General features: G+C 46.5%; 21 protein-coding genes and 1 pseudogene. 17 read left to right on the top strand and 5 right to left on the bottom strand.

Features of this window, described 5'->3' with window-relative positions; genetic code table 11:
• Nucleotide 1: 1 nt before the first annotated feature.
• From F3J22_RS10205 to F3J22_RS10185, 5 genes are all read right to left on the bottom strand, one after another.
• Nucleotides 2–2,767, bottom strand: a complete 2,766-nt coding sequence (locus tag F3J22_RS10205) for an outer membrane beta-barrel protein (protein WP_167016743.1) — start codon at nucleotides 2,765–2,767, stop codon at nucleotides 2–4.
• A gap of 35 nt (nucleotides 2,768–2,802) precedes the next feature.
• The gene (locus tag F3J22_RS10200; RefSeq protein ID WP_167016741.1) at nucleotides 2,803–3,126 is read right to left on the bottom strand and encodes a hypothetical protein; all 324 of its coding nucleotides are present in this window, start codon (nucleotides 3,124–3,126) and stop codon (nucleotides 2,803–2,805) included.
• Nucleotides 3,123–3,665: an RNA polymerase sigma factor gene (locus tag F3J22_RS10195; RefSeq protein WP_167016738.1), complete on the bottom strand. Its 543-nt coding sequence runs from the start codon at nucleotides 3,663–3,665 to the stop codon at nucleotides 3,123–3,125. Before F3J22_RS10195 ends, F3J22_RS10200 begins: the two co-directional genes overlap by 4 nt.
• Before the next feature lies 1 nt (nucleotide 3,666).
• Nucleotides 3,667–4,008, bottom strand: a complete 342-nt coding sequence (locus F3J22_RS10190) for a DUF6249 domain-containing protein (protein WP_167016736.1) — start codon at nucleotides 4,006–4,008, stop codon at nucleotides 3,667–3,669.
• A 267-nt stretch (nucleotides 4,009–4,275) separates the two neighbouring features.
• Nucleotides 4,276–4,992, bottom strand: a complete 717-nt coding sequence (locus F3J22_RS10185; protein ID WP_167016734.1) for a M17 family peptidase N-terminal domain-containing protein — start codon at nucleotides 4,990–4,992, stop codon at nucleotides 4,276–4,278.
• 107 nt (nucleotides 4,993–5,099) lie between these two features.
• On the opposite strand from F3J22_RS10185, the gene F3J22_RS10180 reads away from it, so the two are divergent.
• The 17 genes and pseudogenes from F3J22_RS10180 to F3J22_RS10100 all read left to right on the top strand — a co-directional run bounded on the left by F3J22_RS10180 (nucleotide 5,100) and on the right by F3J22_RS10100 (nucleotide 23,689).
• Complete coding sequence (locus F3J22_RS10180) at nucleotides 5,100–5,699, top strand: RNA polymerase sigma factor (protein WP_167016732.1); 600 nt, start codon at nucleotides 5,100–5,102, stop codon at nucleotides 5,697–5,699.
• 68 nt (nucleotides 5,700–5,767) lie between these two features.
• Complete coding sequence (locus F3J22_RS10175) at nucleotides 5,768–6,907, top strand: FecR domain-containing protein (protein WP_167016730.1); 1,140 nt, start codon at nucleotides 5,768–5,770, stop codon at nucleotides 6,905–6,907.
• A 168-nt stretch (nucleotides 6,908–7,075) separates the two neighbouring features.
• Nucleotides 7,076–10,585 carry a SusC/RagA family TonB-linked outer membrane protein gene (locus tag F3J22_RS10170; RefSeq protein WP_167016728.1) on the top strand — a complete coding sequence of 1,170 codons (3,510 nt, stop codon included), beginning with the start codon at nucleotides 7,076–7,078 and terminating at the stop codon, nucleotides 10,583–10,585.
• Between the two features lie 11 nt (nucleotides 10,586–10,596).
• The gene (locus F3J22_RS10165; protein ID WP_167016726.1) at nucleotides 10,597–11,988 is read left to right on the top strand and encodes a RagB/SusD family nutrient uptake outer membrane protein; all 1,392 of its coding nucleotides are present in this window, start codon (nucleotides 10,597–10,599) and stop codon (nucleotides 11,986–11,988) included.
• A gap of 1 nt (nucleotide 11,989) precedes the next feature.
• Nucleotides 11,990–13,138, top strand: a complete 1,149-nt coding sequence (locus tag F3J22_RS10160; RefSeq protein ID WP_167016724.1) for a TlpA disulfide reductase family protein — start codon at nucleotides 11,990–11,992, stop codon at nucleotides 13,136–13,138.
• 1 nt (nucleotide 13,139) lies between these two features.
• Nucleotides 13,140–14,939 carry a TlpA disulfide reductase family protein gene (locus tag F3J22_RS10155; protein ID WP_167016722.1) on the top strand — a complete coding sequence of 600 codons (1,800 nt, stop codon included), beginning with the start codon at nucleotides 13,140–13,142 and terminating at the stop codon, nucleotides 14,937–14,939.
• 177 nt (nucleotides 14,940–15,116) lie between these two features.
• Entirely contained in the window at nucleotides 15,117–15,947 is an 831-nt protein-coding gene (locus F3J22_RS10150) for a class D beta-lactamase (RefSeq protein ID WP_167016720.1), read from the top strand.
• Nucleotides 15,948–16,319: 372 nt separating this feature from the next.
• The gene (locus F3J22_RS10145) at nucleotides 16,320–16,589 is read left to right on the top strand and encodes a PAAR domain-containing protein (RefSeq protein ID WP_167016718.1); all 270 of its coding nucleotides are present in this window, start codon (nucleotides 16,320–16,322) and stop codon (nucleotides 16,587–16,589) included.
• Nucleotides 16,590–16,616: 27 nt separating this feature from the next.
• The gene (locus tag F3J22_RS10140) at nucleotides 16,617–17,159 is read left to right on the top strand and encodes a DUF4255 domain-containing protein (RefSeq protein ID WP_167016716.1); all 543 of its coding nucleotides are present in this window, start codon (nucleotides 16,617–16,619) and stop codon (nucleotides 17,157–17,159) included.
• A gap of 9 nt (nucleotides 17,160–17,168) precedes the next feature.
• Nucleotides 17,169–17,735, top strand: a complete 567-nt coding sequence (locus tag F3J22_RS10135) for a hypothetical protein (RefSeq protein WP_167016714.1) — start codon at nucleotides 17,169–17,171, stop codon at nucleotides 17,733–17,735.
• 24 nt (nucleotides 17,736–17,759) lie between these two features.
• A complete protein-coding gene (locus F3J22_RS10130) occupies nucleotides 17,760–19,664 on the top strand; it encodes a phage tail sheath family protein (RefSeq protein WP_167016712.1) in 1,905 nt (634 codons plus the stop codon).
• Between the two features lie 42 nt (nucleotides 19,665–19,706).
• Nucleotides 19,707–20,141, top strand: a complete 435-nt coding sequence (locus F3J22_RS10125; protein WP_167016710.1) for a phage tail protein — start codon at nucleotides 19,707–19,709, stop codon at nucleotides 20,139–20,141.
• 3 nt (nucleotides 20,142–20,144) lie between these two features.
• Nucleotides 20,145–20,588, top strand: coding sequence for a phage tail protein (locus F3J22_RS10120; protein WP_167016708.1), 444 nt, complete (start codon nucleotides 20,145–20,147; stop codon nucleotides 20,586–20,588).
• A pseudogene (locus F3J22_RS30835) lies at nucleotides 20,521–20,727 on the top strand (DUF5908 family protein); the annotation flags it as partial. The gene F3J22_RS10120 and the pseudogene F3J22_RS30835, both read left to right, overlap by 68 nt.
• 91 nt (nucleotides 20,728–20,818) lie before the next feature.
• The gene (locus F3J22_RS10110) at nucleotides 20,819–21,502 is read left to right on the top strand and encodes a LysM peptidoglycan-binding domain-containing protein (protein ID WP_167016704.1); all 684 of its coding nucleotides are present in this window, start codon (nucleotides 20,819–20,821) and stop codon (nucleotides 21,500–21,502) included.
• Nucleotides 21,495–23,234 carry a type VI secretion system tip protein VgrG gene (gene vgrG / locus F3J22_RS10105; RefSeq protein ID WP_167016702.1) on the top strand — a complete coding sequence of 580 codons (1,740 nt, stop codon included), beginning with the start codon at nucleotides 21,495–21,497 and terminating at the stop codon, nucleotides 23,232–23,234. The genes F3J22_RS10110 and vgrG overlap by 8 nt, the downstream gene beginning before the upstream one ends.
• A 5-nt stretch (nucleotides 23,235–23,239) precedes the next feature.
• On the top strand, nucleotides 23,240–23,689 hold the full coding sequence (locus tag F3J22_RS10100; RefSeq protein WP_167016700.1) for a GPW/gp25 family protein: 450 nt from the start codon (nucleotides 23,240–23,242) through the stop codon (nucleotides 23,687–23,689).
• The last annotated feature ends 9 nt before the right edge of the window (nucleotides 23,690–23,698 follow it).

Genomic DNA, 23,698 nt, shown 5'->3' with positions numbered 1-23,698 from the left:
ATTATTTTGATGAAGGATTACCATTTTGCACCGCTGTCCGCTGAATGAAGTTCCAGGTAACGGACAATAGAAAGAAACGCTGCACCGTAGTATAACTGTTCTGCACCATGGAACTGCCGCCCACAAAGCGATTGAAACCTTTGTTCCGGTTTAGCAGGTCATTGCCGGAAACCTTCACCAGCAATGCATCCTCTTTCAGGAACTTTTTACCGATCCACGCATTACACAAGAGCACGTTCAGGTTATCACTGAAAATGTTAGTTCGCTGCCGGATATAATATTTTACTTCTGTATGCAGCTGGAGTTTGCCGGGCAGGAAAACAGTCAGCGCCGGAGAGATAGTCCCCGTCCAGTAATTCACAGGCGCCTGCTGTTGCAGGGAAGAAGCACTGGTATTCCAGGCGGCATTCAGCGCCAGACTAACATCATACCTGTCTTTCAGGTACTGGTTTGCGTATATCTCTGCGTTGTAATTATGGTAATGCAGGATATTCCGTACACCATTGCTGAAATTCACGCCTCGTTCTCCATTCACTCCAAGGTTGATACCAGCATTGGCATTGAACCGGTCCATTTTTTTGCCAAGGCCCAGGTATCCCCAGTAGCGGTTATTTCCACCAACATTCATATATGAATAAATATTTTTTCCGGAGAGATCTGTTATTGTATTAGTCGTAATCTGATTGCCGGAAAAGGAATAATTAAAATTGCTGAAGAGATACTTTCCGCTCAAAGGCTGATAGGTGTTATATCTTATGCCCATCACATTCGTATAATAAGGGTCCAGCGCAGGGTTACCCACGTATACATTCAGCGGGTCTGTATTATTCAGCACTGGTTGCACCTGGTTAATAGCAGGCATTTTCGTGGTGCCGTTATAGTACACGCCGATAGATTGCTGCATCCTGAAAACATAGGTCAGATCAGCTGAAGGGTACCAGTTAACAAAGGAACGCTGATTGCTATTGCCCGTATAATGATTGGTCTGGGTCCAGTTGGTGAGGCCTGCATCCGTACCGAAATTAAAATGCACTTTATTACTGTTTACAGAAAAAGCAATACCCCCCTGGTTTATTAGCTGACTAAAGGCGTAACTATTGCTGAAGGCGCTGTCCGGTTGATTATAAAACCCTTCAGCAGATTTGTTATATGCGTTCATATCTGCATTACTGGCATTAACGGACAGCCCGTAATTCCACACCATTACCACCCGCCTTGATAACGGTTCCGTATATACGATTTTACCATCCAGGTACAGCGATTTTGAAACGGCCGTCTTACGTTGGTCCAATAACGCTGTGCTGTCCCGCTTATCCACACCATAATAAAAATCGCTCTGTGCTTTTACAATGCCTGCCGAATTTTCATTGATATAATTTTCATGAAGAAACAAGGCCAGTTTTCTGCCTTTCTTTTTCATACTTCGTTCTATCATTACCATAGTATTGATATTACCAAGATCGCTGCTATTACTGAGTTGCCGCCTACCGGTATTTAAAAGACTGCTATCTCCATCATATGTTTTAACATGGTATTGATTATCCGTTGTTTTATGATTCAATATACCACTAACATTAACTTTTATACGGGTAGATGAATCTGCTTTTATTTCATACTCACCCAGTAGTTTATTTTTGAAGATATTATTTTTGAATGCCTGATTTGTGCTGCTGTATATAATGCTGCCGGGGAGATTATTCTGCGCTATTGTATTACTTTCTCCGTCGATCATCAAATTCCCCACCTTGTAATTCAGGTTGATGGCCTGTTTATCTTCGCTCCATCTGTCATTGAAGTGAAAGCCTCCTGTTTGTGCCAATGGAATACCCTGCCCTTCATAGTTGCCGCTCCAGGAGTCGAGTTCATTGTCTTTTGTCACCGACTCATCCCGCTGTACGCTCAATTTTTCATTATCCTGCCAGCCAAGCCCGATGCGGCCCGTATTTCCCAATGTTCCATACACGGAAACCTTCTGTTTACCGCGGAAAAAATTAATCATGGCCTGTTCTTCAAAATACCCCTGCAATCCGCCACCGACAGATATCTTACCAAACATCCCCCTTTTGCTGTTTTCTTTTAATTGCAGATTGATGGTTTTCTCCTGCTTCCCGTCATTGATACCTGTTGCTACCGCCATATCAGATTTTTTCTCATATACCTGTACCTTGTCAATCATGTCTGCGCGGAGGTTTCGGGTTACCAATGTGGGATCATCTCCAAAAAATTCTTCTCCATCTACCAACACTTTCTTTACAGCTGCTCCCTGTGCAGTAATGTTCCCGTCTTTATCGACCTGTAATCCCGGCAGTCTGGCCAGCAGCTCTTCCACGGAGGCATTGGGTTGCAGGCGAAAGCTGTCGGCGACAAACTCGGTGGTATCACCTTTGATGATGATGGCGCCCAGCTCTTTTCTGACCACCACTTCCTGTAACAGGTGTGCTTTTGTGGTCATGGCGATTTTGCCCAGGTCTATTTGTTGTTGTGCAGTTTGCAGATATACAAATTCCGTATAGTCGGCATAGTTAGCATATGAAATCAACACTATATATTTTCCGGTATCTATTTTATTTATCTGGAAACGCCCGTCATTACCTGTTCTCACGGCTTGGACCAACATAGAATCTCTGGCCTTTATCAATATCACAGCCGTATTGATCATTACTTCCTGTCGCGTACCATCTGTTACGATTCCTTGTATACTGTTTTGTGCTATCACATGAAGGGTCAGGCCCAACATTATGGACATGAGGGTAGCTACTCTTTTCATAGTCAGTTGTTGGGGAGATGAATAAGCAGGATTAATCAGCTATGCTTTTCAGCAGCATTCAGCATCTTCGCTGTCAGGGCATTAAATGCGACAATCATTATGGGTATCATAAAAACGACTAATGCGACAGGCAAAACTATCGACAGTCCAGTCATTCTGGGAGGTGCTACCAGCAAGAATAACAGCAGGGCAATGGCACCAAAAACAAGTATCATGATCAGCGGCTCATCGAAAGATACGAAACGCTTCTTCCTGGCTGGTATGGCAGGAATGCCATTCAGCACAACATGATTGAAATTGGCGGAAGGAACAGGTAGAATGCTGTCGTCCAGGAATTGTTTTATAGCGTCGTCTTTCATAAATCTTTTCTTATTACCTCATTATTGGAAATATAGTCAGCTACTTTTTTGCGGCCCCGGTGCAACAACACTTTGATATTAGCGGCCGACTGCCCGGTGATTTCGCGTATCTCTGTTATCTCTTTTTCCAGCAGATAAAACAGGTTCATTACCAGGTATTCATTTGCCGACAGGCAAATCATTGCATTTTTTAATGCCAGTCCTCTTTCATTGGGGAATACATTTGCATTTTCTTCTACGGGTGCCTGGTCTTTCACTTCTTCTTCTATCGTACGTATACGTTGTTGTTTACTCATAAAACGTATCGCTTCAAAGTAGATTATTTTATAGAGCCAGGTAGAAAAAGCCGCTTCATGTCTGAACTTTCCGATGTTAAGAAAAACTTTGATAAATGCATTCTGAATAATATCTTCTGCATCAGCAGTATTATTTATGTATTTCAGTGCCACAGAAAATGCCAGATCTCTATGCTTTTCCAGCAGGTGATTCAAAGCATTTCTATCTCCGGCTATGGCAAGTTGCAGGATATTTGCCGGCATCTTACTTCAGCTTTCTTTGCAGGATGAAATAGTACAACATCATCCCGATGCCTGTACAACCAAGCAAACAGAATGGACAAAGGAGGAAGAACGATGGCAAAAAGCTTCCGCTTAAAATATATGCCAGCACCAATCCAAACGTCAGGGAGAGTAAGACAATTCCTTTACTCAATGCCGAATACTTTTGGTTTTCCAGGTAATTGCTCTCAAACACATAATCACCTCTTCTGATTAGCTCTAAACGTTCCTTATGCCGGGCCCGGATGTAATAAATCACCGCCGCCATTACCAGCACTACAAAAATCAGTATCGCCCAACTAAAGATCAATTGTCTTTCGTACATAATATCCAGTTTATATAAGGGTACTATAATTTAGAACCTTGTGCATAAAGAAAGGTTACAACTATTTCATCTTTTTCAGAAAATAGTTAAAAGCCATTGATTACCAAGATAATAAATCGAAGCTGCATGCCCAGGGAATTTCTACACCTGGATTAACATCACTTCATCAACCGGCATAGCAACCACTGTGGCATAGGGCTTGCTGGCGGCTACCGGATATACGGTTCCGTTATACTGTACTACATCTGTTTTAATCATCTTTACATCTTAGTTGCTACATGAAGTAATAGCCCCTTTAATGCCTTCGCCGGCGGTTTCGAAGAATGCCGGCCCTGCCAGGAGGGTCGCTTTTACGATAGGCTGTACCGGCGCGAGACGCTGTTGTTGCAGATAAAGCTGCGTACGATATGCGTTAATAATACCTTTTGTAATATTAGCGGCGGTTTCCGCGGTAGGTGAGTCGATGCCGGCATCTTTGATATCACTGGCAAAGGCAAAGCTTTTAACACCCAGTCTGACTGCCTCGCGCAATGCCACGGCACCAACGTTTGTCATAATATCAGCGTTGAAGCTATTTCGGTTACCTAACCCAATCAATAGTAACCGTGGGGATTTCAGTGTGCCTGTAGGCGGTACGATCAGTAAGGTTTCCAGGTAATGGCCGGCAAACTTACCACTGCGGCGGATTTCAGTAATCTGTCCTTTCAGTGCCTGATCCAGGTGTACCATACCATTCAGTTGCGCCGGCAATGCGGGTGGATTAAAAATATCACCTTCGGTATACTCAAACACACAGGCTACCTGCAAGGGCGTTTCTGCGGTGGCGGGGCCTTGCACCAATCCTTCTATAGCCATGCCGTCTATAGTTCCCCATACCCTGGAAGTACCAACAGCTGTAGTTTGCTGCGCATAGGCGGTAGCCTGCAGCAGCATAAAAACAGACAATAATACAGTCAGTATCTTACTAGAAATTGTCGTTTTCATATTTAATATTCAATAATTTAATTATATCAAAAGAATATAGAGAGAAGATAATTCATTTGCTTGCAATTCTTCCTTTTTTATATTTTTACCGTGCTAACAAAATGTGAATGACAAACTATGCTGCCACCGATGACGCTATGTTGCTGGGCTTGATGAAAGCCGGGGACCATGAGGCATTTACTGCCATCTATAATAAGTATTGGTACCCGTTGATGCAACACGTCATGAAAGCAGTCAGAGTATATTCGGAAGCAGAAGATATTGTGCAGGAGTTATTTGTTTCCATCTGGAAAAACCGGGACCGGCTGGAAATACAACATGCACTATCCACCTATCTCTTCAACAGCGCGCGCTATATGGCCATTCGGAATATAGAGCGGAATATAACCCGATCCAACTACCTGCAACGCTTGTCTGATCAGATAGACAACGGCGGCGTGCCTTCTCCTGAAACCCTTCTCCACATGCGCAACCTGGAAGAAAAAATTGAACTGGCCATCCTGGACCTGCCGGATAAAATGAGGGAAATCTTTAACCTCAGCCGCAAAGAGCAGCTGTCTTACAGGGAAATAGCCACCCAACTGGGCATCAGCGAAGAAACCGTCAGGAAACAGATCAGCAATGCCCTTGCCAGGCTACGTAGCCAGGTAGGCTATGCTCCTGCAGGCCTCATCCTGTTCCTGGCGCTCATTCCGCAGGTACACTAAATTTTTTTTCTTTTTATCTACCACTACTGCCTCCGTCCTGTCACTAACTTAACAGGAAAGGATTAACTATGAACAGAAACGAGGCACAGTCACTACTGCAGAAATACCTGGAAAACCGCTGCACGCCTGAAGAACAGGCCGCAGTGGAGCAATGGTACAATACCTTGCTGACGGACTACGACTGGAAACTCGAAGGCGAAGAGCTGGTGGATGCACAGCAGAACCTTAAACAGAAAATAGACCGTGAAATAGGATGGCAACAACCCGTCGTCCCGTTATACCGCCGTGCATGGCTACGTTATGCAGCTGCAATACTATTACTGGCGGGCATCTCTACCTGGTTATTCTTTCCAAAACAACATACTGGCAGCCATCCCGGTACACTGGCACCAATAGCCGATATACAGCCAGGCACCAATAAAGCTACGCTTACCCTTGCCAATGGCAAAACACTACTGTTAAGCCAGCAAAGGAATGATAGCGTAGCCATGCAAGGTAACACCCGCATCAGCCAGCGAAGCGGTGGCCTCCTCGTATATAATGCCGGCAGCAATATGCAGGCAACAGCCGAATACAATACACTTACCACACCTAAAGGCGGACAATACCAGCTGATGCTCCCTGATGGTTCCAGAGTATGGCTCAATGCCATGTCGACGGTACGCTTCCCTACCCGTTTCTCCGGTAAGGAACGCCGCATCATCATCACCGGCGAAGCCTTCTTCGACATCGCGCCGGATAAAAATCAGCCATTTATTGTATCTGCCAATAATACTGACATCACCGTATTAGGCACAATATTCAACGTCAGCGCCTATCCGGATGATAACACACTGAAAACAACGCTCCTGCAAGGGAAAGTAAGCGTCAGCAGCAGCAACACCGTTATCCTGTCCCCAGGCCAGCAGGCCGTCAGCAACCCCGCCAACGGAAAACAAACGATAAAAATCATTGCCAACGCCGACACCGAACAAGCCACCGCATGGATGAACGGCTATTTCCAGTTTAAACAAGCTAGTGTAAAAGAAGTCATGCAACAGGTATCCAGATGGTACGACGTAGAAATAAGCTACGAAGGCCCATTGCCGGATAAAAAGTTCAGCGGGGAAATTTCCAGGTCATCAAAATTATCAGAAGTATTAGCCGGACTCGCTATCAGCGGAATCAACACCAAAACGCAAGGTAACAAAGTCATTATCATCCCCTGACAGGGAATATCAAATACCAACTATTATGCAATATCAGCCAAAATGCCCTGGCAAGGCCTAAAATCAGCCATCCGTAAAAAACCGGAAGTATTGGAAGTACTTCCGGTTATCAGCGGGTATGTAACAAAAAACTTGCGTGAATTTTATTTCTCTACCCAAATCAAATGTATGAATTTATCAGTTATGCCGGCCAATACCGGTATCAACATCGTACACGGTAGTTTCCCGCTTTCGCGGAGATGCCTGACCAAAATTATCCGGCTTATGAAACGAATAGTATTGCTATTACTGCTGTCACTACAGCTGAACGCCGCCAGCAGTCAACAGGTGAGCCTGGACTTAAACAATGCGCCCGTAGAACAGTTCTTCCGGGAAGTAAAAAAACAAACCAGTTATGTATTCTTCTACGACGAAACCATTACCAGGCAAGTACAAACGGTTTCTGTAAAAATACATAACGCTACGCTGGAGAGCGCGCTGGAAACCTGTTTCAAAAACCAGCCCATCACCTGGAAAATCGTTAACAAAAATATCTTCCTGCGGCTCAAACCAGCTAACGACAATAGCTTCCAGGAACAAACCACTTTTTCTGTCCGCGGACAGGTTACCGACACCAAACACGCGCCTATTCCCTTTGCCACGGTGAAGCTCAGCCCTGTCAACAGGGGCAACGTTACAGACGGGCAGGGTGGGTTTAATATCAGTGGCGTCGCTCCCGGAAAATACACACTGGAGATCACATCCGTGGGATTTCTTCCATTGACCTTTTCCCTGGAAATCAGTAACAGGGATGTTACTTTAGGGGCTATCCAATTACAGCCGGAAATCTCGAAGCTCAATGAGGTGGCCGTTGTAAACACCGGCTACCAGCGCCTCCCGCGGGAGCGCGCCGCCGGCTCCTTTGGCGTGGTCAACACCGCCACACTGGAAAAAAGGAATAACTATAGTCTTACCAGTTACCTGCAAGGCCAGGTGCCCGGCTTACTCGTCAATACCAACGGCACGATGACTATACGCGGCCAGAGTACGTTCCTCGCCGACCGAAATCCTTTGCTGGTCATCGATGGATTTCCTGTAGAAAGAGACATCAACACCATCAATCCCAACGACGTGGAAAGTATCACCATCCTCAAAGATGCTTCTGCCGCTTCGATCTGGGGCGTTCGTGCAGCCAACGGCGTTATCGTTATACAAACCAAGCGTGGCGCAGCTTCCAGGAAATCGATGGACATCAGCTTTTCTACCGCACTGGCCTATACGAAAAAACCAGACCTGAGCAACCTACCTTTTGCATCTACCAAAGATTTCATCGACTTTGAAAAATATAAAGTAGATCATAAACTGACCACGCTCTTCGGCAAACCACGAAATGCGATCAGCCCTATTGCTGATGCTTACCTGAACAACCCTGCCAATGCGGCGGCCATCGCCGATTCGCTGGGCAGATATAACGCCAGGCAGGAATACAGCGACCTCTTCATGCAAAATACTTTAAGGCAGCAGTATAACTTATCTATAGCCGCCAAAGGAGAGAAAAGCAGTACCCGCGGATCTTTCAGCTATGACAACGTGCCCACCTATATGAAAAAAACAGGCAACGAACGCTTCTCCGCCGACCTGTTCCAGTCCAATGCACTGACAAAACAGCTGCACCTGGATATGGGCCTGAATTTCGTCATGATCAACAATACGAACAACGGCGTTTCCCTCGATGACCTCAACAACCTGTTGCCCTATCAGCAGTTACAGGATGCCAATGGCAATTATATACCACAGCCAAGAACTTTCTATCAGGCAGATAAAGATGCACTGTACAAGTCCGGCTATCCCTACAACTGGAATTACAACCTCTTACAGGAGTTCCGGAATAACAACAACACCACGCAAAACAGGAATATTACGGCAGTAGCGGCACTTACCTATATGCTGCCAAAAGGATTTTCCCTGCATAGCTCCTATCAGTACGAAAACTATAGCAGCACCAATACCATCCTGGAAAATGAAGAGAGCTACGATGTACGTAACCAGGTTAATTTTTCTACCTATATAAAAAACGGACAAATCATCAGTGGCCTGCCAAAAGGTAGTATCTACAGCCTGGCAGAAACCCACTTGCAAACACATACATTCCGCAACCAGGTAAAATTTGATGATTATATCGTCAATCATAATCATAGTCTGACCGCTATCGCCGGCCTCGAAATCCGGGAAGTCAGCGGGAAGTCTTCCGGACAAACCAAATACGGCTACGATCCGGAAACGCTGCAATTTGCCAATCTTAATTACGTGAATGGCTACACGAATATATTAGGAACAACCTCTTATATCCGCGATGCCACCGTATTTACAGACACTAAAAACAGGTTCGTTTCCCTGTTCTCCAATGCAGGATATACCTACCTCGATAGGTACTCCATCAATGCAAGCGCCAGACTGGATAAAACAAATCTTTTCGGCAGCAGCAATAAATACAGGGATGTATGGTTATGGTCGTCCGGTATCAGCTGGCAGGTAAATAAGGAATCATTCATGGACAACAGTCCCTTTTCTTCCCTGATACTACGCGCCACCTATGGCATCAATGGCAACGTAGACCGTAGCACCAGTCCTTTCCTGATCGCCAAAGTAGATAAAGATGCACAAACAAATCTCAACTATGGCTATATCTCCAATCCTGCCAATCCTTTGCTACGCTGGGAAAAAACAGCTGTGAAAAATATCGGAATAGACTATGCACTGGCCAATAACCGCCTCAAGGGAAGCGTAGAATATTACGAGCGCAATAGCACCGACCTGCTGGGCAATGCCACTGTAAATGGCACCTATGGCTTCAACAGCGCCTATGTCAACTATGCCTCCATGCGCAATAGCGGTGTAGACGTAGCCATCACCGGACTGATTATCAACAAGGCGCTATCTTTCAGTACTACGCTGAACTATAGCTACAACAGCAATAAAGTGATCAGTGTCGATTTCCCTAATCCTACTGTTGGCGCCTACACCGATGGAACAGCACAGGCAGGCAAGCCACTGAATTATCTCTATAGCTACCGCTGGGCCGGACTCAGCGCCACCGGCACTCCACAGGTCTACGACGAAAAAGGTAACAAAACCGACTATACGAAAGAGATGACCAGTACGGCAGCACTGGTGTATCAGGGCACCACTGTTCCTCCTCACTATGGTGGACTCTTCCTCAACTTCGGCTACCAGGCATTTACACTTACCGCCGGATTTACCTATAAGTTTGGTCATAAATTCCGCGAGCCACAACTACAGTATACGAAGCTGTTTGAATCAGCCAGCGAAGTACAGAAAGACTGGGCCAGCCGCTGGCAGAAACCCGGCGATGAGCTGATTACCAACGTAGCCGCCATGCCTTCCAGCCAGACAGGATTATCCGTGTACGACAACTACATACGCTATGCAGATATACACGTGGCTACGGCCTCGAATATACGCTTCAGTGAATTACTGCTGAATTACAACCTGCCGGATGCCTTCTCCCGGAAGCTGCGCGCACAGCGGATTACCTTATCCGGACAGGCACGCAACCTGGGCGTGTACCTCTTCAATAAGGAAAAAATAGACCCGGAATATGCAGCTGACCTCAGCAGAAGTCTGCTGTTACTGACACCGCCACCGGAATTTACCTTCAGCATAAAAGCTAACTTCTAAACACTGCAACGATGAGAAAGATATTCCTCTATATATGCTGCGGCGCCATGGTTGTTACAGCCAGCTCCTGCAAAAAGTACCTCGACCTGAAACCTAAAGGGTCTTTCATTCCGGAAAAAACCACCGACTACCGGCTGCTGCTGGATGAAACAAGTCCTAAAGGAAAATCCAACGGCTTTTTCTATACCTATGGTATGGATATTATGCTGGATGATGATATGGCTGTAAATCCCTTTTCACAGACCTATTACAACACCAATGCCATGAATGCGTGGCAATTTGCGGAAAACATCTACCTGGAAAATGAATCCGATGCAGACTGGGAAGCAATGTACAACCAGATTTATACCGCCAATCTTGTTACTACACAGGTGATGAGCGCCAGCGGGGGCAGTGATGCCGACAGGCGCCAGCTGATGGCAGAAGCCAGGGTACACAGGGCTTACGCGTATTTTATGCTGGTGAACCTTTATGCAAAGCAATACGGTCCTGCTGCTGCTACGGACCCGGGCGTGCCTATCCGCCGTGGCCTTGATTTTGAAGAAAAGCTGCCGCGTGCAAGTGTACAGGATGTTTATGATTATATCAAAGCAGACCTGGTCAACGCCATTCCCGATTTACCTGCTGCTCCCGTATTGGGCCTTACCAACAGGCCTGTAAAAAGTAGTGCCTATACCCTGCTGGCAAAAGTATCGCTGTTCCGCAATGATGCTGCCGCAGCGCTGTCCTACGCGGATTCCAGCCTTAAAATCTACAGCACGCTGATAGATTACAACACGCTTACGCCTAATCCATCTTTCCCGGACGTACTAAGCTATCCGCAGAATTTCAAAAATCCGGAGATGCTACTGGAAAAAACCGGTACGATGATCAGCCCGATCGTATATGCCACCAATGATTTGCTGGCCTTATACGACAGCAATAACGACCTCCGTTTCAGCACGTATTTCTTCAATGACAAAAGTTTCGGGCTGGGCTTCGGTTACTTCAGCAATGAGTGGTCTGGAAGGTCAGCCACCAAAGGTCCTTCTGTTCCGGAAACCTGGCTGATACATGCAGAAGCTAATGCAAGGCTGGGCAATACTGCAGCAGCTATCCAGGATATCAACACGTTACGCGCTGCACGATATAAAAAAGGAAGTACTTACCAGCTGAGTGCCGCCAATGCTGCAGTAGCGCTGAGTATCGTAAAAACAGAGCGCAGAAGGGAAATGGCTTTCCGCGGTAGCCGCTGGTTTGATATAAGAAGATATAATGTGTTCGATAACGACAATATCACCGTAACGCATACACTCCCCAACGGTACCGTATACACGCTGGCGCCCAACAGCAACAGAACTGCATTGGCCATCGGGAGGAAATACATTGCCATGAATCCTGAAATCACACAAAACCCACGATAACATGCTTATTACTATTTTAAAAAATACCCGTACCATATTCCTGACAACTATGCTGGCAGCGTCGCTGCTGGCGTTCCGTAGTCAGCCGAAACAACCGGAGTTCACCATCAACGGCATTATACCCAACGCAGACAATATCGCTGTATCCCTCGTAAGAGACCCATACGGCGACGCGGAGACGCTGGTGATAGACACCATCCACCAGGGGAATTTCCGCCTGAAATGCACCGTAAAAGAAATAATGAACGTATCCCTGGTATATAGCCAGGGAAGAACCAGGTTTACCTACCCGGTGATACTGGAGCCGGGAAAAGTAACCTTCAGGCTCCTGCCTACAGGACTGTCGCAGGTAACCGGTGCCAAATACAACAACTGGATACTTGGCTACCAACGGGATAGCAGCTACGTGCAAACAGACAGGGAGGTATTTAAAATGCGGCAGCCGGATGCCCCTAAAAATGCAGATGCCGAATGGCAGGGTATACAAAAGTTCATGGAACGATTCGACATCCGCAGTAAGTATCTCGTGAAGATACTCCACAACGGAAAAGATAAATCTGCTGCCGTGATAGCCGCCGTGATGCTGGAACTGGAGCCCGACCGCGAAGCCACCATGAAAGTAGTAGACGCCGCTGCCCCGCAACTGGGCGACAGCAGCTTTATCGTCCGCCAGGCAAGGCGCATGAACAAAGCACAGGCAGAAATGATCGCACGCAGACAGGGAAAAATGATCGGTGAACCATTCATTGATTTTACACTACCTGACGTCAATGGCAGGCATGTTCGTTTAGCCGACGCCGTGAATGCCAATAAATATACCCTGTTACAGTTCTGGGCTTCCTGGTGCGTGCCTTGCAGAGCTGAAATCCCGGAGCTGAAATCGCTCTACCAAAGCTTTCATTCCAAAGGACTGGAAATAGTGTCTTTCTCTATGGACAATAACAAAGTAGCCTGGCAGAAAGCATCTGAAAAAGAAGCACTCAACTGGCCCAATGTCTCCGACCTCCTGGCAGATAAGAGCCCGGTGATTAAAAGCTATCCTGTAAACGGTATTCCTGCCAATGTCATCATCGACCAGCAGGGAAAAATTGTAGCCAGCAATTTAACAGGAAAGGATTTGGAAGAGAAAATAAAAGCTTTATTCAGGTAAGATGAAGAAATATTTCGTTTATGCTATCCTGTTGTTATCCACGCAGCAGGCCCTGGCACAACATCATACACCTATTACACCGGGACAACCTGCAGCGGGCCGCGATACCACCTTTTCGGTGGACCTCAGCGGCTCCGCCCTTGCAGGGCATTCCGGGTTATATACAATCGTATCCGCAGAAGCAAAACAAATGCACCTCTCTACAGATACCTTGTTATTAACTGCTGGTAAAAAGAAAAACATATACCTCTTTTCTCTCCGGCTCCCGGATGATGCCGTAGTGCTTACCGCCAGTATATACGACGGTAAATCTACAGACGACAACAACGGTCACGGCTATATTTTTCCGGTGATGTCAGTAGGAAAAGCGAAGCCTTATGCCTGGTACCGGATGTCGCAGTTAATGCTGGGTGCCGGCGGTGGAAAGAAAGATATCACAGCAGCGGTACGTTACATGCAGCAGGAAATTGACAACAACCCTGCTGCTGAGGCGGAGTTCAGGCAACAGTATTTCAATATGCTCGTCAATTCTCCTGAACCGGAACATAAAGCGCTGCTGATAAAAAAACTGCTGGCCTATACTACCAGCAACGAGCAGGAGCTCACCATGAACCAGCAGTACCTGGAGTACCTGCAACAAAAAACGGCCGCAGATTCACTAGGGCAGCTGCTGGAACAACGCTTCCCCAACGGTATGTACGTACAACGCCGCCAGATGAACGCCATCAGAAAAGCCGGCAGCTGGCAGGAGCAACAGCAGCTGTTCCATGATTTCATTGCGCGCTTTCCGGAGCCTGCCGGCCAGCAAAACTACGAGTATGGCGCACTCTATAAATCCATGATACAAGGCGCCGCTACTGCCGGGGACAGTAGTGCCCTCCAACAGTATATTACCAGGATACACAACAACGCCGACAAAGTCAGTGCCTATGTATCCGCAGCAACAAGTCGGCCGCAGCAAGCCATGTACTGGCTGCTGCAAGGCATTGCCGCCACGGACACCACCAAAGGATATATTAACTGGGAAGCCTACACGAATGCTGCAAAATTATATTTACAGCAAAAAAAATTACCTGATGCAATAGCATTGTCAACTATCGTATATGCACATACGAAGAATAAGGAAAGCATCCTGCTGATGGCGCAAACACAGGCCGCCGCCGGCGATAGCGCCGCTGCACTTCAACCCCTGGAAACGGCCGTCACATCCGGACAATCATCTACCTATATCAGACAGCTATTGCAGGATATCTACATCCGTCAGCACCCTGCAGCTGATTTCAACGCCTACTATAAAACATTGCAGCCCATCACCGCCAGCAGTGAGCATAGCAGGGAAATCCAGGCGGCTGCATTGAATGAAAAAATTGCAGACATCTGCATAAAAGATATCAACGGAAAAAAACTGGACATCGCCTCACTCAAAGGAAAGGTAGTAGTGCTGGACTTCTGGGCCACCTGGTGCAAACCATGTATACAGTCGTTTCCCGCCATGCAACAGGTCATGCAACAACATCCTGAAGTAGTATTTCTTTTCGTAGCCACCTTCGAAACCGGTGATGCGCTGCAAAAGGTGAAAAGTTTTACCAAGGAGAAATCCTTCCCTTTTCGCTACTACATAGATGAAAAAGCGGATAACGGACCCGGATTCAAAGCATTTAATCATTATAAAGTCTCCAGTGTACCATATAAAGTTATCCTCGACAAAGCGGGCAATATCAGGTTCCGTACCAATGGCTTCGATGGTAATGACGACGCACTCATTAATGAATTAAATAGTATGATACAGTTTTTGAAATAAGCAAACCGGCGAGCAACCGCCGGTTTGCTTATTTCAAGTTCCCCTTTGTCCATTTAACAAGATAAGATCCGGCTACACCCCTCATCAGCCAACATCCCGTACTGCAGCCATTTTACAGGATAGTTATTTTTAGTAAGACAATTTACCGGTATATTTATTAACATATCTTTTAAACCCATGCCGATAAATAATCAATCATCACGCCATACCATAAAAATTATCTTCTGCATCGTATTGCTCTTCATTTGCAGCAGCGCAGCAGCACAGCACGACTACCAGCAGCTTTTCAAAGACTGTCATGTTACCGGGAGCACCACGGTATATGACTATAAGCAACAGCGATGGATTTTTACTGATTCCACTGATGCCAACAAAGCTAGTTTGCCCGCTTCTACCTTTAAGATCATCAATCTGTTGATCGCATTGGAAACCGGCACCATCAAAACAGAGAATGATACTGTGAGATGGCCTGGAAGCACTGATACTACGAAATACGGTTACAGACCCGATATCTACCACGACATGTCTGTAAAAGAAGCGTTCCAGGTATCCGCAGGATGGGCATTCGTAGAACTCGCCAAACGCATTGGAAGAGAGAAATACAGGTATTATCTCAAAAAATGCAACTATGGAAATAATCAGCTGGACGAGAAGGATGCAGACTTCTGGAACTTCGGTGCATTTGGAATCACCCCTGTTAACCAGATAGGATTTTTAAAAAATGTGTATGAAGATAAAGTACCATTTTCAAAACGGAATATTCGTATACTCAAAGACGTGATGATTACGGAGAAAACACCGCAGTACACGATTCATTCGAAAACCGGATGGACCCGCCCTGATGGCTATGATATGGGATGGTGGACTGGTTATGTGGAAACAACAGACAATGTATATTTTTTTGCTACACGCATCTGGAAAGAAAGAAAAATTGTGAATGATAATTTCAGCAAATGCAGACAGCAGATTACAAAATCGATTTTAAAAGATATTCAGGCAATCAGATAATATCCATCGGTTCTTCCGCAGCCCCGTCGGGGCTGCGGAAGAACCGATTTTCTGCGGGACACCTGCGGTATCCCGCAGAAAATCGGCAAAATAAAAACACAACCAACCGCCAGCATATCACACTATATCTACCTAAAATATTCATACTGTGTTAGTCATACGAACAATATCCGATGCTCAAAAAAATATTTTGCCGGAAAAATATTTCTTTCTAACTTTTCACTGAAATATCAACTACCCCAAAAACTATTGTGCCTGGTTTAGAATGACACAAAGAATTTAACCAGTAATAAAGATTAATCCCAGGAAGGCTGCTATCGTGCTCACTCAGAATAGTTTGCGGAAAAATCAATTAACATAAGATTATACTGTATGTCAATGCCGGCTGCTACCATCGGCGATATGCATGTATGTCCTCATGGCGGTGGTCCTATCATTGGGCCAGGATGCCCGACTGTACTGATCGGCGGTAAACCTGCTGCGGTCATGGGGGATACCTGTGTATGTCCGTTCGCACCAGATGCCATTATCATTGGCTCTCTAACTGTATTTATTGGAGGCAAACCCGCTGCACGCCTGGGTGACCTCACTGCTCAGGGTGGCTCCATTGTACTGGGAGCCCCGAATGTACTGATTGGATAATTTTTCTTGTTTGTTAATTAAGCAAATATGTTGATTGAAGCACTTAAAGAAATAAAAAAAGCCATTAATGTCGCGATTCCCGAGCCAACCTTTGACTTTGGTTATGCGGCCCTGCCAACCAATCAGGCAGGAGTAACACTTTCTGTGCTCAATCTGAAAGAAGAGCCTACACTAAAAAACAACGCCTATTCCAGGGTAAATAACACTTCCCTGAAAACAGAATATTTCAACCCATATGTATACCTGAATGTATACCTGCTATTTTGTTCTACCCGCACTCCGTATTTGACAGCGGTAGAGGATATCGCTAAAATCATCCGCAAGCTGCAGGAACAAAGTACCTTCTCTGTAACATATGGGCCCGACATATACAAAATAAATCTCAGTATATATTCCCCGACTTTCGAAGACATGAACCATATCTGGGGTGTACTGGGAGGTAAAGTTTACCCGAACGTTATCTATATCATGCGCGTGGCAGAATTAAAGAGCGAAAAACCTGTTACCACAGGAGACGGCGTCATCGAAAACATCGGGCAGAAATACAATGTCATTCAACCCAAACAATAACCCCTAACAATGGATGATGTAGCCATCAGTTATCAGCAGTTGCTGGAAATTAATTTCATTCATACCGGATTACCCGCAGGTATCAATACCAGCGAGTGGATTCAGCTGGATATTGATACCGATACCACGCAACTGCTCCGTGACAACAAACTGCTCATACGTCCATCCGATACCGGATGGCGGCTACTCACCGTTGCACAGCCAGGTAATCTGCCATGGTGCAATATCGATGGCATTCACTTTAGTATAGGATTTTTTTTAAGTGCAGCCGCCGCCGCCAGTCAGCAACTGCCTGCACATTTCCTGATGCCGCCGCTGCCAGACAATACCACCAATTTAGAAGGCCGCTACGTATTCGGTAATATCATCGCGCGGGATAATGGTTCCGTCTTCCCGGACATATCCATTCCTGCAAAAATTTACGCCGACTATTCCGTCACCCGGCGCTATTTCGGATACCTCGAAATAAAGATCAGCAAAGGAAGTACGGATTTCGACATCCTTGACAGCACCGGAAAAATCAGGTTCATCAAAGGACAACCACCCTGCAAATTTCAAATCACTTTTCATAAATAACTCTGACCTTTTAAACCCCATCTCATGCTCAATCTTACAACTGTCAAAACGCCGGGCGTGTACATAGATGAAGTGCCCAAGTTTCCACCTTCCATCGCAGCAGTGGAAACCGCTATCCCGGCATTTATCGGGTACACACAGTTTGCACAGAACCTCTCGCCGGATGACCTGAAATATAAGCCTACCAAAATTTCTTCCCTGGCAGATTTTGAATTGTATTTTGGTATCGCCGCTCCTGTTGTCATTACCGCAGTTGACCTGGATGCCACCTATAAATTTCTTAGCGCAACCCTTAGCAGCCAGTTTTATATGTACGATTCTGTCAGCATGTTCTATGCAAATGGCGGGGGCGACTGCTACATCGTTTCCATCGGATATTATACAGAAACACCCGTCAAAAAAGTTTTTACTGATGCCATAGATGAGCTCGAAAAATATGAAGAACCCACCATCATACTTTTTCCCGACGCAACTTTGCTGGCAGACACCGGCCTCTATGATGTACAAACAGCCACACTCCTGCACTGCGAAAACATGAAAAACAGGATAGGGCTGTTCGATACCGCCCGTACCGATTACCAGGGCGACAGCCTCCGTAACAATATCGGTATCAACAGCCTCAAATACGGCGCTGCATACGCACCATGGATAAATGTGGCACTAAATAAAAATGTAGGCTTCCAGCAGATCTATAACTCAATTAAAGTGGCAGGCACCGCAAAGCCTATCAGTGCACTCAGCAACGACCTTACCATTTCAAAAAGTATAGCACAACTACAAAAACTCGTTGCCGACAGTACAACTATCCCGCCAATATTCGCGACTATTACCACCACGTTTAACGGCTTACAACTGACCTTCCAGGCAGCAGCCTCCGCTGATAAATTAAAGAACCTGACGCCCATCGCCGACTTCCTCTATTCACTGGCAAATTCATTGAATGGTGTAGCCACCAACACTACGTATAGCGATACCGTGACTACCGGCGCCCAAAACGCCATTAATGGCATCACACAAACACTGATGGACCTGGAAGATAATGAAGCCGAAATTTTTAAGAAATGGCCCGCATATAAAGTGTCAACGAAGTTAGCAACAGCGCCACTGCTGAAAACGATCAATGATCACGTACCTGTGGCCTCTTCCAATATCCCCTCCACCTTTACCGACGACGATGCCTATAACTTCGTTGCTGGTGAATTCCAGGATAAATTCATTACCATCAACAAATTTATCCAGGCACTATTGGTGGATGCCATACCGCAAGGATTGCAGTCCCAATCTGATGCACTTTCCAGCGGCTTCCCCGTATATAAAAATATCCTTAACGGCATCAACAACACCCCTACTGCGCTGCCACCAAGTGGTGCCATCGCAGGCATCTATGCCTTTACCGATAATAACCGCGGCGTATGGAAAGCACCGGCCAATGTCAGCCTCAACGGCGGCGCCACTCCTGACCACATCTATACGGCCACTCAGCTAAACAATCTCAATGTTGATGTACTATCCGGCAAATCCATCAACGCCATCCGCGCCTTTGTAGGCAAAGGAACACTCGTATATGGTGCGCGCACACTCGCCGGCAATGATAATGAATGGAGATATATCAGCGTACGCAGATTTTTCTGTATGGTAGAAGATAGCGTACGTTATGCCACCCAGCAGTTTGTATTCGAACCAAACGATGCCAATACCTGGGTACGCGCACAATCAATGATCGAAAACTTCCTCACCACCTTATGGCGGCAGGGAGCCCTGCAAGGCGCTACCACAGACAAAGCTTTCTACGTATCCGTAGGCCTGGGCAAAACCATGACCTCACTCGATATACTCGAAGGCCGCATGATAATAGAAATCGGCATGGCTGCTGTACGCCCCGCAGAATTCATCATCCTGCGCTTCTCTCATATAATGGCACAAGCCTGATAACAATCTTCATCTCATTACAATGCTTAAACTGATATAATCATGGCAGAATATCCAATTCCTAAGTTTCACTTTGAGGTTAAATGGGGAGATACCACCATCGGATTCACCGAAGTGACCGGCCTCGACAGACAGGTAGATGTAATCGAATACCGCGAAGGCCAGAGCAGAGACTATAACAAAGTGAAAATGCCAGGACTGCAGAAAAGCAGCAACATCACCATGAAACGAGGCACTTTCCCCAACAGAACAGAATACTTCGACTGGTTTAAGGAAGTAAATCATCTTGGCAATGTAGAACGCAGAACCATCACCATTAAACTGCTCGACGAAAATCATCAGCCGGTATTCACCTGGACAGTACTGAATGCCTTCCCGGTAAAAGTACAGGCCAGCGACCTCAAAGCTGATGCGAATGAAGTGGCGGTAGAAACGATAGAAATCGCACACGAAGGTTTCTTCCCGGTTAAAGCGTAAGCCATGGCTACCTACTATCCGCCCGTAGGATTTCACTTTAAAGTGGAATTCACCGGCCTCACCAAAAATGATAACGATACCAGGTTTCAGGCGGTCAGTGGTCTATCAGTGGAATACGAAACCGAAGCCGTGAAAGAAGGTGGTGAAAACCGCTTCGAACACACACTGCCCGTACGTACCAAATATCCTGACCTGACGCTTAAAAGAGGAATGGTACTGCCAGGATCACCGCTCTTCGACTGGTGCATGAAAGCATTCCAGGAAAGGTCGTTCGCCCCTTCTGATGTGATCATCACCTTACTGAATGAGGAACATGATCCTATCCGCACCTGGAACGTAGTCAAAGCATGGCCCAAAAAATGGGCCGTGACGGAGCTCAATGCCGAAAGCAGCGCCATCGTTATTGAAAGCCTCGACCTGCGATACCAGTACTTTACCGTTAAATAACCCATCGCGCATGCCCATACAGATCAGAGAACTACATATCAAAGTAGAAGTCAATGCCGGCGAAAGTCCGCCAGGCAGCACTCCTGCGGCTGCGGCCTCACCATCCGCCGCAGCCGGCGATAAACAGGATACCGACAAGGACCTCATTATCTCCGAATGTGTAGAACAGGTAATGCAGGTACTCAGAGACAAAATGGAGAAATAACCCCAACGACTAAACGTAACCTATCATGAGTATCGATCAGGGGAAACTGGAAAAGGTAAAGATCATCGCATATAGTAAACCCGAAATGGATGATGCATCCAAAACCGGTGATTTTACTGCCTTTATCAATCCGGAAAGCTACCAGCTTAACTATAAAATCGAATACAACGAAGGGCAGGGCCAGGGAACCAGTGGCAAACAACAGAAGTTCAAAGCCATTGCACCCGATGAACTCGCCCTGGAACTGTTGTTCGATGCTACCGGTATTATCGATGATCAGCCCAGAGACGATATCTGGAACGACGTCAAAACATTCAAACAGCTGCTGACAGCCTATGAAGGCGATGCACACGAGCCAAGGCATTTCCGTGTGATATGGGGGCCTATGCTCTTCGCCGGCAGGCTCACCTCACTGAATATCACCTTTAAGCTGTTCAGACCCGACGGACGCCCCATCAGAGCACTCTGTAAGGTAACCTTCAAAAGCAGTATCGATGACAAAAAAAGGGTAGCCAAAGAAGATCCGCTGTCGCCCGACCTGACGCATATACGTACAGTCAAAAGCGGCGATCATATCTCCCTTAAATGCTACCAGCAATACGAAGACCCCAAATATTATTTCGACATCGCCAGAGCCAATAACCTGACCAACTTCAGGAAACTCGTTCCCGGTGCTGTCATCAAATTCTTACCATTATCTGATGCCTGATAACCGCGACATACAAACCCCTGCGCCGCCCAGCGTTGCCACCTTCAGCATCAGCGCTGCCGGCAATGCTGTCACCAAATCCTACCAGATTTCCTCTATCATGGTCATGAAAGAGGTCAACCGCATTCCCGCAGCCACCATCGTGATACAGGACGGCGAAGCCTCCAAACAGACCTTCCCCGTTGCTGATAAAGATGATTTCCTGCCCGGAACAGCAATAGAAATAAAAGCAGGCTACAGAGGCAAGGAAGACACGATTTTTAAAGGACAGGTCATCAGAACTACCATCAGGGTACGCAAGAACGTATCCTTGCTATATGTGGAATGCAGGGATAAAATATTCTCCTCCTCCCTCTCTCCACAAAATAAATATTACAAAGACCAGAAAGACAGTGAAATAATTGAAGACATTCTTGGCAAATACCAGCTGGACAAAGATGTAACCGCTACCACAATAAAACATACTACACTGGTACAATACCAGCAGAGCGACTGGGACTTTCTCCTGCAACGGGCTACCGCCACCAATATGCATTGCATCATCAACGATGGCAAGGGAAGTTTTAAAGTACCCGACCTGGGGCAGTCGCCCGCAGAAACGATTCAATACGGTTCCTCTCTGCTGGAAATGGACCTGGAGCTGGACGCCCGCACCCAGCCACCGGAACTGAAAATTATCAGCTGGGACCAAAGCAGTCAGGATATCACCACCACCACTGCCAAAGAGCCTGCCGGCAAACTCAATGGCGACCTCAGTGGAAAAGATCTTGCAGGAAAAATAAATGCAGCAGATAGCCAGCTGCTGATCAGCACCACCATTCCTGCACAGGAACTGCAACTGGCCGCCGACGCCATGCTGATGCGCACCAGGCTGAGCGCCTGTAGCGGAAGAGTGAACTGTCAGGGTACCGCGAAAATTGTTCCGGGCTGTATGATAGCACTCAATGGCATCGGCAAACATTACCAGGGCAATGCCTATGTAACGGGTGTGAAACATATGATCATAAAAGGCAACTGGACTACCGACGCCCAGATAGGCGTTCCCGTTACCGGCCCCGCAGGCATTTCCAACAACGCCACCATAGCCATTCCACAAGGCATCACCACCTTACAGACAGGCATCGTTACCAAACTGGAAAACGACCCCGGCAAAGAAGACCGCATCCAGGTAACGCTGCCATCCATCGACCCTAAAGACGATGGTGTATGGGCACGTGTAGGCGTTCCCGATGCAGGCAATAAAAGAGGCGCCTACTTCCGGCCGGAAATAAAAGATGAAGTACTGGTGGCATTCCTGGATGGCAACCCCAACTACCCCGTAGTACTCGGAGGCCTCAACAGTAGCGCATTACCGGCACCTATCACTGCCAAAGACACCAACGATGAAAAAGGTTTTGTGACACGCAGTGGTATGAAAATGATCTTCAACGATGATAAAAAAAGCTACCAGCTGGAAACGCCCGGCGGTAATAAAATAACAGTTTCTGATGATGCCAAAGGCATCGTCATGGCAGACCAGAACGGCAATAAAATTACGATGAACGACAACGGCATCACCATCGAAAGTCCAAAAGATATTCAGTTCAAAGCTACCGGCGACATGAACATACAAGGGAAAACGAATAACCTCAAAGCTACCCTCGGCTTTAAAGCAGATGGCGGCAGTGGTTGTGAAATAAGCGCCGGAAATGGCATCACAGCAGTAAAAGGTGCACTGGTACAAATAAACTAACTACTATGGACGACAACAGCTTCCTGGGCCGTGGATGGAGCTTCCCCCCGGAATTCAACAACAACACAGGTTCTGTATTAATGCTGGAAGATATAGATGATATATACAGCAGCCTGCAAATATTACTCACCACCGCCACCGGTGAACGTATCATGCAACCAGGCTATGGCTGCGACATGCAGGAATTCCTGTTCGAACCAATGGACACAGGCATGCAAACGCTGATGATGGAAAAAATCGATACCGCCGTACTGTTTTATGAACCAAGGATAAAAGTAGACACACTGGAACTCGATACCTCCAACATATGGGCAGGAGTGGTTTTCATCAAACTGAACTTCATCGTAAAAACGTCCAACTCCAGGTTCAATTTCGTCTTTCCATTCTACCTGCAGGAAGGCACGGAAATTCAGGGCCTGCTATATCAGACATCCAATACAAATGACACGCTCTAACAACAGGTT

Source organism: Chitinophaga sp. Cy-1792, from assembly GCF_011752935.1.
Lineage (GTDB): Bacteria > Bacteroidota > Bacteroidia > Chitinophagales > Chitinophagaceae > Chitinophaga.
Note: the sequence above shows the minus strand (reverse complement) of the source record. Positions and strands in the feature narration are given on the sequence as shown.